The sequence below is a fragment of the Cupriavidus sp. SW-Y-13 genome, from assembly GCF_009793345.1.
In the GTDB taxonomy this organism is placed as follows: domain Bacteria; phylum Pseudomonadota; class Gammaproteobacteria; order Burkholderiales; family Burkholderiaceae; genus Cupriavidus.
Genome location: NZ_WHLX01000002.1, coordinates 774,618 through 787,167, shown reverse-complemented (window position 1 = coordinate 787,167; position 12,550 = coordinate 774,618). Strand labels below are relative to the sequence as shown.

General features: G+C 61.2%; 9 protein-coding genes and 1 riboswitch. Of the genes, 5 read left to right on the top strand and 4 right to left on the bottom strand.

Annotation, left to right across the window (positions count from 1 at the left end):
- Positions 1 to 163 precede the first annotated feature (163 nt).
- Both GA566_RS19285 and GA566_RS19280 read right to left on the bottom strand, forming a co-directional pair.
- On the bottom strand, positions 164 to 1,441 hold the full coding sequence (locus GA566_RS19285; protein ID WP_160473716.1) for an McrC family protein: 1,278 nt from the start codon (positions 1,439 to 1,441) through the stop codon (positions 164 to 166).
- A complete protein-coding gene (locus GA566_RS19280; protein WP_137925202.1) occupies positions 1,438 to 3,300 on the bottom strand; it encodes an McrB family protein in 1,863 nt (620 codons plus the stop codon). The genes GA566_RS19285 and GA566_RS19280 overlap by 4 nt, the downstream gene beginning before the upstream one ends.
- Before the next feature lie 350 nt (positions 3,301 to 3,650).
- Between GA566_RS19280 and GA566_RS19275 the strand changes: the two genes are divergently transcribed.
- The gene (locus GA566_RS19275; RefSeq protein ID WP_160473715.1) at positions 3,651 to 4,541 is read left to right on the top strand and encodes a serine hydrolase; all 891 of its coding nucleotides are present in this window, start codon (positions 3,651 to 3,653) and stop codon (positions 4,539 to 4,541) included.
- A gap of 57 nt (positions 4,542 to 4,598) precedes the next feature.
- Here GA566_RS19275 and GA566_RS19270 read toward each other — a convergent pair whose 3' ends face one another.
- Entirely contained in the window at positions 4,599 to 5,045 is a 447-nt protein-coding gene (locus tag GA566_RS19270; protein ID WP_137925200.1) for a carboxymuconolactone decarboxylase family protein, read from the bottom strand.
- 152 nt (positions 5,046 to 5,197) lie between these two features.
- Here GA566_RS19270 and GA566_RS19265 point away from each other — a divergent pair, with 152 nt between their 5' ends.
- On the top strand, positions 5,198 to 6,619 hold the full coding sequence (locus GA566_RS19265; RefSeq protein ID WP_160473714.1) for a PLP-dependent aminotransferase family protein: 1,422 nt from the start codon (positions 5,198 to 5,200) through the stop codon (positions 6,617 to 6,619).
- 206 nt (positions 6,620 to 6,825) lie between these two features.
- Positions 6,826 to 7,362, top strand: a complete 537-nt coding sequence (locus GA566_RS19260) for a ProQ/FinO family protein (protein ID WP_137925198.1) — start codon at positions 6,826 to 6,828, stop codon at positions 7,360 to 7,362.
- A 15-nt stretch (positions 7,363 to 7,377) separates the two neighbouring features.
- Here the strand turns inward: GA566_RS19260 and GA566_RS19255 are convergent, their stop codons facing one another.
- Complete coding sequence (locus GA566_RS19255) at positions 7,378 to 8,883, bottom strand: aminotransferase class V-fold PLP-dependent enzyme (protein WP_160473713.1); 1,506 nt, start codon at positions 8,881 to 8,883, stop codon at positions 7,378 to 7,380.
- Positions 8,884 to 9,344: 461 nt separating this feature from the next.
- Here GA566_RS19255 and GA566_RS19250 point away from each other — a divergent pair, with 461 nt between their 5' ends.
- Together GA566_RS19250 and GA566_RS19245 are read left to right on the top strand one after the other, a co-directional pair.
- On the top strand, positions 9,345 to 10,277 hold the full coding sequence (locus GA566_RS19250) for an MBL fold metallo-hydrolase (RefSeq protein WP_137925196.1): 933 nt from the start codon (positions 9,345 to 9,347) through the stop codon (positions 10,275 to 10,277).
- 255 nt (positions 10,278 to 10,532) lie between these two features.
- The gene (locus GA566_RS19245; RefSeq protein ID WP_160473712.1) at positions 10,533 to 12,197 is read left to right on the top strand and encodes an ABC-F family ATP-binding cassette domain-containing protein; all 1,665 of its coding nucleotides are present in this window, start codon (positions 10,533 to 10,535) and stop codon (positions 12,195 to 12,197) included.
- Positions 12,198 to 12,293: 96 nt separating this feature from the next.
- Positions 12,294 to 12,545: riboswitch (cobalamin riboswitch) on the top strand.
- Positions 12,546 to 12,550 lie beyond the last annotated feature (5 nt).

Below are 12,550 nucleotides of genomic sequence, written 5' to 3'. Positions count from 1 at the left end.
GGTGTGTGAAAACGCCCGAACGTCCATGGACTTACCTGGGCCACAGTGGGCGCGAATCGGAGAGCTACCGTCCACCCCCCCCGAAAGGAACGAGCGCACCTGCTCGGAGGTGTCTGACGAAAATCATCAGATTGACCCGGTCGAGCGAGGCCCACAAGCGCTCTCAGTGCTGTGCAAAAATCGGAGAAATTCCTTCCTGACCAATCAATCGCCCCTTCTCGAGATCAAACGGAATCACCGAAAGCTTCAGTTCTGGCCCCATTTGAAACTCGGGTAGTGGTTTTAAGAAAGCTCGTCGCCGCGGATAGATCAGAAAAAGCTCGCCACTGCCGCCCAAGTACTTATGACCATACGCGAACAGCTGATAAAAGTCAGCCTGACTAAGCCCATATTTATTGGCTTTCCTCTCACCGTTCACCAGTTTCCACTTCGTGTCCAGCACCCATCGCTTCTCACCCTGGGTAACAACGAAGTCGGGCCGAAGTTGGAACATGCCCTGCCCTTCGTGAACGCATAGGTATTGGCTGCGGACTTGGGCACTTAACCGAGCGCCTTCAGCGAGTTGCTTCGTAAGCATCGCTTCCACGTAGCGCTCGAAGAGCTTTTCCATCGGAAAGAGAAGGCTGATGCCGCGCCATCCGCCGGTGGTCGAGAGTGGCATCTGCTGCGATAGCACTAGTTCGCACCAAGGCTTCAATGTTTGGTAGTGAGCCATCAACCGATCCGTACGCCAGCGTTGGAAGTCTTGTGCGGCGTTGCGACTTGGCGGGACCTCTTGAAAGAGGCTTCGCAACTCTTGGGCTAGGCGCCAACTCGTGGGGCTCTTGGTGGTGCGGCATGCGAGCTCGACGGCTAGCCTGAGTAGGCGATTCTCGGCGCGGTCGTGGATGAAGACATCGTGGAGAATCTGGAAAACGTGCTGCTTCCCGGGCGATTGTCGGACTTGTTGTGAGACGTTGAGTTGGCCTCTCAAGAAGCGTTCGGAGTCTTCGACGCGTACGTAGTCTGACCGGACGCCGCGCTTGACGAGACGGTCTAGGGCGGCCAGGAATTGGGCCATGACCCATTCGCTTAGGGGGGCGTCAAAGCGTTCTAGTGCCGTTTCGCTACCTTCCCGCACGGGTAGGTCGAGGGCCGCTGTAATCATTCGTTGCAGTAGTGCCCGGCTGCGGGGAAGGGTGTCGGCGCTCTCCTCATGTTTAGGGAGAATTTCCAGCACTGTTCCGCAAGGTGTTTCTAGCACTCCTACGTAGTTGTCTAGGCGGAGCCAGCGGCGGTCATCGATCTGAACCAACGATGCGCCGGCCGCGCTCATCCCTGAATTGAGTCGACAGAGCCAGTCGAACGCCGTAGCTGAGACTTGGGCGCGGTCGAGTGACGGGTTCGGGACTGGATCGGTCGTGAGCCTTGCGTACTCGCGGACCGTAATGTGCTGGGTCACGATTCCGAGCCGGTGTCACCGATCAAGCCGACATAGGCTTCACGGACGAAAAACGCGTCTTCGTTGATGATCCATCGCTGGTTCTGGTCGCCGAAAGAAACGTCGTCACCAAATAGTTCGGATACCTTGCTCACTGGTTTGTCGATGAATCGGTGAGTTGCCACGGACTTCCGATGATCGTTGAGGACCCATTGGATGCGCTGCCAATCTTCGAAGAAGTACTCCTGCAGCAGTGGCAGGATGCACGTTCGGAAAATGGCTCCAAGTTCACGAAGTGTCGGAGTGTCGACCAGGGGCATGAAGTACGCATGGCCGATGCAATGATCCCGATCCAACAGAATCTCGATACGGGCGTTGATTACACTCAAGATCGATGCGACGCTGACACCGGCCACATCGACTTCTACCAAAAGTTCTGGGCGAGGTGGCATCTCGCGGAAATTGAATCGGCGGCGTAGCGCCAGGTCCAATGATGCAAGCGATCGATCGGCCGTATTCATTGTCCCGATGATATGGAGATTTGCGGGGACGCTGAAACGATTCTTCGAATATGGAAGGGTCACCTCCAACGCCTCGTCATTCCCTGACCGCTTCGAAGGTTCGATCAGGGTGATGAGGTCTCCGAATACCCGAGAGACGTTGCCTCGATTGATCTCATCAATGATCAACACTCTCGCGTCGCGAGTGGCCGCCTGATCGAGCGGATCCACCGGTGCTGCTTCGCCGTCGACCATCCGCTGCACAAGCGCAGGGAGAATATTGTTGTAGCCGTTGACAATAAACGGCTCGAGCGTGGTATCGGGAAGCTTGTCGAAGACTCGCTTCTCTTTGATATCTTCGATAGTTAGTTGGCCTCGGCGAACATGTTCGGCAAGCGTTCCAAGCATACGCATGCCGATGTCGAGTTGATTTCCTTTTGGCTTTCGGAGTTCCAGAACGTCTTGGCTGGCCTTCGTTATCACGTAGCCGCTGCCGAATGACTCGCCCTCCTGGAATGGCTTACGCTGCCCGGACTTAGTGTTCAGGAGCGTCGCCAGCTTCTCGATATTCAAGGAGCCTGGGTATAGCTGGTACACGGTCATTTGGGAAAACTGCTTCGCCGTCAGTTGGTCGAAGGGTAGCGAGGGCTTATAGATGCGAAGCCACTTCACCGTGCGACATTGTCCGTAGTCGTCGCCCTGCGCGTCGCGGTTCAGCGTCTTGTACTCGCCAGTGAATTGCCCGATCGCCCGGAATTTCATGTTGCCGTCGGTGACAACGATCAAATCGCCGACCTTCATCTTGAGGACGAAGGTAGTGACGGCGGTTACTGCATAGTCGTCGCTGGAAAGGGTACTTCCCGCCGCCTGGAACCGTTCGTAGATGTCCTTGCGCGTCCGGGCTCCGGTGAAATCGATAGTTTGGCCGTAGCCAAGTAGCGCGTAACCATTCGCTATGCACTCTTCGAAGATCCCGGCATCGCTTCCGAGCGTATTTCCGAGCGACATCTTCCACACCGTCCTGCCTGCGAGATCGAGTGGCGCCGCGGCCTTCTCGGTTACCTGCACGGCGGCGGACTCGCAAAGTAGCTTGAAGACGCCGTCCGCAACCTCGTATTTCAGTGTCTCGTCCTCATCCGTAGTGGCCCGAAGTCCCTCTACGAAATCTTCGTAGCTGAAGCTTTGGTGGAAGGTTACGAACCGAATATGCCCGGAGTCGCTCAGTGTGTCGAAGCGGGCTTTGAGCGCCTTGCGGTTCCGAATGTTCGCTGCCAGATACTCGGGCGCCAGAATCTCAAGAGCAGCATTAATCGTTTCATAGGTCTTGCCGGTGCCCGGCGGGCCATAGAGGATTTGATTAAGCGGGGGATTCGAGGGCATGTGCGAGGCCGGAGTATGCGAGCGAGTAGCCCCGTAGCAAAAACGGATCTGCGGGGAGCGAGTGACTAACCGAGGCTGAAACTAAGTGCGACTGAAGCGGATCTGCTAGGTAGTACTGACCCAAGCCGAGTCTTGGATTATAGAACGGTTCTATTTCTGCACCGGAATTGTACCGCTCGATGATGTGGTCGTTTCCGGACGCAGGGGCGGAGATTCACCACTGGTGGCTTCGCACGCCAGCCCAAGGTGAAAGGCTGGCGCTTTCATTGAAAACTACGCTACCGGTGAATGGAGTATCTTGCCAACTCTACGGTCTAGTACCACCCCGCCACATCCGCTTGATGTCCTCAATGCTGATCTCTATTATCTCCAACGGCCAATCGCTACCGTCTCCTGGGCAATTTGAACCCGCCGTACCATGGTGGAGTTTTACTAAAACAGTATTGGCCGCGACAGCTCTGACACTGGTGCGTGACCGGCTGCTCGATCTGGATGCTTTACTTCCCGAGAAAGCGTTCACCTTGCGCCAACTCCTGCGGCACGAGGCTGGCCTAGCAGACTATGGCGAGCTTCCCGAGTACCACGCTGCCGTTGCGAACCATGAAGCCGCATGGTCACCGGCGGAGATGATGCGCCGTCTTGACGGCCACCAGCTTCGATACGCACCCGGCGCTGGCTGGCGCTACTCGAATGTTGGCTACATGCTCGTAGTAAGGCTCATCGAATCTGCGACAGACCTGCCGCTGGACGAAGCCGTCAGGCGGCAGGTCTTGGCGCCTCTCGATATCTCGACGGCCCGCTTTGCCACGGAGCGCACGGATCCCCACCAGGATTACCTCGGCAATTCCTTGAAATACGACCCTTCCTGGGTCTATCACGGATTGCTGATCGGGCCCATTTCACAAGCCGCTCTTCTCCTGGATCGTCTGCTCGCAGGAGAGCTTCTTCCCGCCAACTTGCTTCGGGATATGCAGGAGACCCGGGGCCTGGGTGGCCCGATTGCCGGGCGCCCCTGGATTTCGCCAGGATACGCCTTGGGTCTTATGCGAGGCGTTGTTAATGGCGGCCTGACCCTCACCGGACATACCGGATGTGGACCCGGAAGCGTGATGGCGGTCTACCGTGGCGCCGTTGGTGAAGCCGCGGCCTGCTGCGCAGTTTTCTCCCCGGGTTCAAACGAGGGGGATATCGAAGCCCTCGTTGTCGAGCAAATACGTCGGGCGCTGAAATCAACTTGCTGAGGAGATACGTTGATCCGCCCAATATCCATCATTTCTCGTGTGCATCTCGAAGCCAGCTCACGCCTCGGCGGCAACAGGCAGCCGAAACGGCGCACCGAGTCGGTTGAACGCATTCATTGCGGCGATCGTGATCGTTAAGTCGACGAGGTCTTTGGGCGTGAATGCTGCCGAGGCCGCGGCATACGCTTCATCCGAGGCATGCGTTTCGCTGACGCGGGTCACTTCCTCTGCCCAGGCCAGCGCGGCGCGTTCCTGGTCGGAGAACAGATGGTGCACCTCATCCCAGACCGGTATTAACGTGATCTTGTCGATCGACATGGTTTTCCGAAGATCGCGGCTGTGCATGTCGATGCAGTGGGCGCAGCCGTTGATCTGCGAAACGCGAAGAAACACAAGGTGGACAAGTTCTTCCGGCAGGTTCGTCTTCCTGGTTACATAGTGGTGGATACCAAATAGTGCCTTCGCGCCGTCAGGTGCGATGTCTTGCCAGTTCAAGCGGGTCATCTCGGTCCTTTCCTGTCGTTGAGGGACGTAAAGAGCAGTCAGGGCGCACGGTCCGTATATCGACGCCGGGCGCGGAACATGTCATAAAGCCACGTTACTCCGCCGGGCATTGGAGCAACAGACCCAAAAACTGCCAAAACGACTGATCCAACATGACCGACCCGAATGCGCCCGCTACGCTTTCCATCCAGGTGGACCGTGCCACAGCCGTGCCCATCGGCGACCAGATCCATGCGAGCCTGCGACAGGCAATCGTCGACGGTCGGCTGGCATCCGGCCAGCGTTTGCCGTCTGGCCGGGATCTCGCGACGCAGCTCGGTGTCGCGCGCGGCACCATCCGCGTGGTCTACGATCGGTTGATTGCCGAGAACCTGGTGCTCGGCGCCGGCTCCGCAGGCACCCGCGTATGCGCGCGGTTGCTGGCCGGGCGAGCCGACGAGGAATCGCCACTCGACGGGCCGTTGGCAGGGTTCACTCGCCCGTATTCGAGCGCTCCGCTGCCGTTCCAGATGGGCGTACCCGCCGATGACGCGTTTCCCGCCAAACTCTGGGCCCGCCTGCGCACACGTGCCGTACGCACCGATGCCATCACGTTCACGACCTACGCCGATCCACGCGGGGAGCCCGGGTTACGGGCCCAGATCGCCAGCTATCTGGCCGTCAGCCGGCACGTGCAATGCCATCCCGATCAGATCATCGTCACCAGCGGATACCGGCAGGGCCTGATGATTGCGCTGACGGCACTGCGCGCGCACGGGCGCAAGGCGTGGATAGAGGAGCCAGGTTACCCGCTCGGAAGGCGCGCGCTGGAACTGATGGGGGCCGAAGTGGAACCCGTCCCCGTAGATGCCGAGGGCCTGCGCGTGGAAGATGGCATCGCCAGCGCGCCAGACGCCCTGTTGGCGCTGGTCTCCCCCGGCCAGCACGCACCGCTTGGCGTGACCCTGTCGCCGGCAAGAAGACACGCCTTGCTCGACTGGGCAACGACAAAGAACGCCTGGATCATCGAAGACGACTATCTGGGAGAGCTACAGATCGACGGCCGGGCAGCACCGGCCCTTGCGGCGGGTGAAGGCGCGGAGCGCGTGGTTCATATAGGCGCGTTCAGCAAGACGATCAGCCCGGCGCTGGGTCTCGGTTTCGTCGTCGCCCCGCACTCGGTAGCAGAGCGTTTGGTCGAGGTCGCTGCCGTGTTGGCGCCGGCTCCGAACCGGACCACCCAGTTGGCAGTCACGGAGTTTCTGAAGGGTGGGCACTTTCTGCGGCACCTGCGCCGGATGAAGACGCTCTATGCCAGGCGCCGCAGTCTTGCGCTGGACCGTCTCAACGCGTTCCTGCCTGGCACGCTGACTGCGGGCCTTGGCCTGATCGCACCGCTTCCACCGACCGCCAACGACACCGCTGTCGTCGACATTGCCCGCTCGCGCGGCCTCGCGCCTTCAGCCCTCTCGGCCTGGTACCTTCGCCGCAGTCACGCGCAACAGGGCCTGCTACTCAGCACGACGAACCTGCGCCTCGACAACCTCGATGCCGCGTGCGAAACGCTTGCGAGAATCGTTGCATCCATGCGCTGAATCCACAGTGGTGAGCCGCAGCATGAAACGTGTTCGCGTGTGTATTCTGGGCCTAACGCCATCTGCTCGCGCGACTTCGCGATACGTTGTCGCCGGCCGGAAAGTTGCTGGTCGATTTGCCGGCTTCCACCTGAATGGACGCATCGTCCTCCAGGTGCAGGACCGACCCAGTTACAATGGCGCGCAGTTTCCACGGGTAGTGACTTATGGGTTTCGAACAACTAGCAGATTTGAAGGCGCTCCTCGCAGCGAAGGCTCGCGAGCAAGGCCAGCAACGAAAGACGCCATCGCCGAAGACGGGCGCAGCCGCCGAGGCCAAAGTGGCAGACCCTGCCCAGGAGACGCGGCGCGGCAAGTCGCGCGCCTCCAGGCCTCCCAAGGCGCCGGCAACCACGCGTTCACCCAAGAATGACGTGGATCCGACGGTGGTTCTGCTCGGACGATTGCAGAAGCAGTTCCCTCTCGCTTTTCCCAAGAAGCCAGCTCCCAAAGTGCCCCTCAAGGTCGGCATGCTCGAGGACCTTCTTTTGCAGAAGGATTCGCTGCGCATGAGCGAGGAGGAAATTCGTGCAGCGCTTTCCATGTGGTGCCGCGGCATCCGGTATTGGGATGCGGTGGTGGAAGGCGCCGCGAGGCTGGCGCTGGATGGGTCCGCTGCCGGTCATGTCACGGAAGCCGAAGCTGCCGGTGCACGGCATCTGCGCAACCGGCGGCAGAAATCCCCTACCGAGAACGCCGGCTAGTCCCCTGCCGCCCCGTCAGCCTTGCCCGGCGCCAGCCATATGCCACAGCGTGGCCGACCGGGTTCCTGTGCGGCAGTACGCAAGGATGGGCTTCGGCAGTTCGGCCATCAGCACGCCGAAGGCAGTGGCAGCTTCCGCCGTGACATCGCCGGATTTGACGGGCAGGTAGTGCGCGGCCATGCCAAGCGAGCTGGCCACCTCCGCGATTGATTCGAACTGGACCTGCCCGGCAGCCTCGCCATCGTGCCGGTTGCAGACGATGGAACGGAACCCCAGCGCATGCGCCGCGCGCACGTCGGCTTCGCTTAACTGCGGCGCCACGCTCATGTCATCCGAGAGTTGCCTGATCTGCATGCCCGGCAGGCCCGCGCCCACATCCCTGCAGCGTTCCATCGCTTTGCGGAAGCAATCGATTGCAAAATCCACGTCTTCCGCCGTGGTGAAGCGTCCAAGGCTCAGGCGGACCGTGCGCGCCGCGGCATCGTCATCCAGACCGACGCCCGTCAACACGTGCGACGCTTTGCCGGCCGCCGAATTGCAGGCCGACGTTGAAGAAATGGCCAGATCGTCGGACAGCATGCTCGGCAGAAAACGGGGCAGTTCCACAGTCAGGCTGAGTGTATGCGGGATGCGGGTCGCGGCACTGACGTTCTGCGTTACACCCCCCAACGCTCGCACGCCGTTCAGCAAGCGTTCGCCGAGTTGCGCGATGCGTGCGTTGTCCGATGCCATCTCGGTACGCGCCAGCTCGCAAGCCGTTCCCATACCGACGATCTGGTGCGTGGGAAGGGTGCCAGATCGCAGCCCCTGCTCATGTCCGCCGCCGTGCATCTGGCAGGCGATGCGCGATGCCGCCTGGCGACTCACATAGAGCGCGCCGATGCCTTTCGGGCCATAGAACTTGTGAGCCGACATCGACAACAGGTCGATGCCCATCGCCTTCACGTCAATCGCGGTCTTGCCGGCAGCTTGCGCCGCATCCACGTGAAGCAGCGCCCCGGCGGCGTGAACGATCTGCGAGATCTCGGCAATATTGGTGAGGGTGCCGATCTCGTTGTTCACCATCATCAGCGAGACGAGGCCGGTGTGATGGCTGCAAGCCGCCTTGACAGCGGCCGGCGAAATCTCGCCCGATGGGTCCGGCGTGAGGTAGGAAACGGACACGCCGAGCTGCTCCAGGTGCGACGCCGTATCGAGAATGGCCTTGTGCTCAAGCTTGCTGGTCACCAGATGGCGGCGCGTCGGCTCGCTGTCGAAAAAGCCCTTGAGTGCGAGGTTGTTCGACTCTGTCGCACCGGACGTCCAGACAATCTCGGATGGCTCCGCACCAATGAGCGCGGCTACCTTTGCACGGGCCTGTTCGACTGCGTCCCTTGCCTTCAGCCCTGCCGCGTGGGTGTTCGACGCAGGGTTTCCGAATACGCCAGCGGGCCCCAGGCAGTGGAACATGGCCTCCATGACCCGGGGGTCCGCCGGTGTAGTGGCCGCATAGTCGAAATACCGCAGAGTGTCCGTGCTCATCGTTCATCCTTCAGAAGGATAGAAATGCTACGACGAAGGCACCGGAACTTGCTTCCAAAATCCCTCCCCGACCGGCGTCTACGTAGCATGCGATGCTCGCGAATACGCATCCGATAGAAAAATTTGGCGCATCGTGTGCGGCGCCACGGACTGATGGCCTGTGATCCGCGACGGCTCGCCTTCCCTACAGATCGTCAGCATCGGTCCTGCCGAGGCCGCGAGAAGGTGAAGCGCGCCGGGGTCCGTTCCCTCCGGTGATTGTTGCCTTCCGTTCAACATGCTGAGCGCTTCCACGCGTCTACTGGCGCACGTCCTGCCTGCCTACAATCCGTTCCAACGATAGCTGCACAAGCTTCAAAGAAAGCCGCCGCGACTGTCGAGGAGAGGATGTCCGCGCAATGAAGCGGATCGCACCCCGCCGCCGAGCGCGGGTTACCCCACTTGATGAACAGGACCTGAAAATGACCGAAACAACCCGCAATGTGCAGCCGGTGATCGCCGCCCTTGGCAAGGAAAGTGCTGGCGAACTCGTGTCTTCCCGCTACGCCGTGCGCGTGGGCGATGTCGATGTCGTGCTGATCAGCGATGGCGTCCTGCCGCTGCCGACCTCCACCATGTCTACCAACGTGTCCGAATCGGACCGCAACCAATGGTTCGACGATCGCTTCCTGCAACGTGACATGTTCGACTGGGCGCTGAACATCGCCCTGGTACGCAGCGGCGACCGCCTGATCCTGGTGGACTCGGGCGTGGGCGACGGCTTCGAATACTTCTCGCGTGCCGGCCGCTCGGTGATGCGCCTGGAGACGGCGGGGATCGACCTGGCTGCCATCACCGACATCGTGATCACGCACATGCACATGGACCACGTGGGCGGCCTGAACAACGACGGCGTCAAGGCCAAGCTGCGTCCTGACGTGCGCATCCACGTGGCAGCCGCGGAAGTGGAGTTCTGGAAGAACCCGGACTTCAGCAAGACGGTGATGCCGGAAGCGGTGCCGCCCGCGCTGCGCAAGGCCGCCAATACGTTCGTGCAGCTCTACAGCGAGAACATCGTCCAGTTCGACCAGACCGTGGAAGTGGCTGCGGGTGTGTCAGCACGCGTGACCGGAGGCCATACGCCGGGTCACTGCGTGGTGGACGTGGCATCCAAGGGCGAGAAGCTGACGTTCGTGGGCGACGCGATCTTCGAAGTGGGCTTCCACAATCCCGATTGGCAAAACGGCTTCGAACACGAACCCGAAGTGGCCACGGAAGTCCGTATCGCGCTGCTGAACGAAGCCGCCGAAACGGGCTCGATGCTGGCCGCCGCACACGTGGCCTTCCCGTCGATCGGACACGTTGCCAAGGATGGCAAGAAGTTCCGCTTCGTGCCGGTGCAGTGGGACTACTGATCCACTGACGGATCCCGGCTTACCCGTCGCGCTCCGGCGGATAGTCAGTACTTGTGGTGTTCCATACGCCGCGCGTTCACGAGACGCGCGGCGTTTTTTTGTAGCGTGCGACGCCATGCGTTGTGGCATCGGAGTGCGGCTAGCGACGCTTTTTCTGGGGTGTCGATGGGTGGGCGGCAGAGGTCTCCTGCCAGAAAGACACAGCCCTGCACCGCCTGGTCGGCTATCATGCGTGTCCTCTCCGAAGCCGCTCCTATGATTTCCGTCCGTAATGTCACGCTGCGCCGTGGCGTCAATGTCGTGCTCGACCGCGCGTCCGTCACTTTCAACCCTGGCGAAAAAATTGGGCTCGTTGGCCGCAATGGCGCCGGCAAATCGTCCTTTTTCGGCCTGCTGAATGGCACGCTGCATGAAGACAGCGGCGAATTCTCGATTCCGCCGTCCTGGAAAATGGGCCAGGTTGCGCAGGACATGCCCGAGACCGAGCAGAGCGCGACCGATTTCGTGGTGGAAGGTGACACCGTGTTGCTGGCCGCGCAGCAAGAAGTGGCCGAGGCCGAGGCCAGCGACGATGGCATGCGCATGGCGCACGCCTACATGGCCTTGCACGATGCCGGCGCGCACGACGCGCCCGCGCGTGCGCAGGCGCTGATCCTGGGCCTGGGCTTCAGCGCGGCGCAACTCAGCCAGCCGGTGAACAGCTTCTCCGGCGGCTGGCGCATGCGGCTGCAACTGGCGCGTGCCCTGATGTGCCCGTCCGATCTGCTGCTGCTCGACGAACCCACCAACCACCTGGACCTCGACGCCCTGGTCTGGCTGGAAGCGTGGCTCAAGCGGTATCAGGGCACGATGGTCGTAATCAGCCACGATCGCGAATTCCTCGATGCAGTGACGCAGGTAACCGTGCACGTCGATAACCAGCAACTGGTGCGCTACGGCGGCAACTACAGCAAGTTCGAAGACATGCGCGCCGAGCAGCTTGTGCTGCAGCAGGCCGCCGTGGCCAAGCAGGCGGAAAAGATCGCGCACCTGCAGAAGTTCATCGACCGCTTCAAGGCCAAGGCGTCGAAGGCCAAGCAGGCGCAGAGCCGGGTCAAGGCGCTCGAACGCATGGAGAAGATCGCGCCGGTGCTGGCCGATGCGGAGTTCACGTTCGAATTCAAGGAACCGCTCAATATCCCCAACCCGTTGCTGTCGATGCTCGATGCGAGCTTCGGCTATCCGGCGCCGGAGGAAGCGCAGCCGGGCACGCCACCCACCGTCATCGTCAAGGGCATCAACCGCTCCGTGCTGGCCGGGCAGCGCATCGGCATTCTCGGTGCCAATGGCCAGGGCAAGTCCACGCTGGTGAAGACGGTGGCGCACGCGCTGCAACCCATTACCGGCGAGATCAGCGAAGGCAAGGGCCTGAATATCGGCTACTTCGCGCAGCAGGAGCTGGACGTGCTGCGGCCGCTGGACACGCCGATGGAGCACATGATTCGCCTGGCCAAGGACACGCCGCCGCATCTGCGCGCCCCCGGCCAGAGCGGTGGCGAGCAAGCGCTGCGCACCTTCCTGGGCTCCTTCAATTTCAGTGGCGACATGGTGCACCAGGCCGTGGGCACGATGAGCGGCGGAGAAAAGGCGCGGCTGGTGCTCTGCATGATCGTGTGGCAGCGCCCCAACCTGCTGCTGCTCGACGAACCGACCAACCACCTGGACCTGTCCACCCGCGAAGCCCTCGGCATGGCGCTCAATGAATTCGAAGGCACGGTGATGCTGGTCAGCCACGATCGCGCCCTGCTGCGCGCCGTGTGCGACGAGTTCTGGCTGGTGACCAAGGGCGGGGTCGAGCCTTTCGACGGCGACCTGGACGATTACCAGCAGTTCCTGCGCGACGAAGCGCGCCGCATGCGCGAGGAAGCCGCCGCAGCCTAACGCGGTTGGCGGGCCGGTGTTGCTCCCCTCTCCCGCATGGCGGGAGAGGGGAGCAAACAATAGGAGTAAAATGCGGCCCGCGGCACGCACCCCTTGCGTGCCGTACGTGATGCAGGTGCCTGTGAGTCATTCATGGGTTAAACGGGAAACAGGAATGCCGCCCTTCGCGGCGAAGCCTGTGCTGCCCCCGCAACGGTAAGCAGGTTTGGGAACCATCAAGTCGATCCTGAGTTTGTCGGATCGACGGTCACTGTGGCAGCTTCACTGCCGCGGGAAGGCGATGGTGTCCCGGAAACATCAGTTTCCAGCCTGCGAGCCCGGATACCGGCCTGTTGTCATCATCGACACCTATT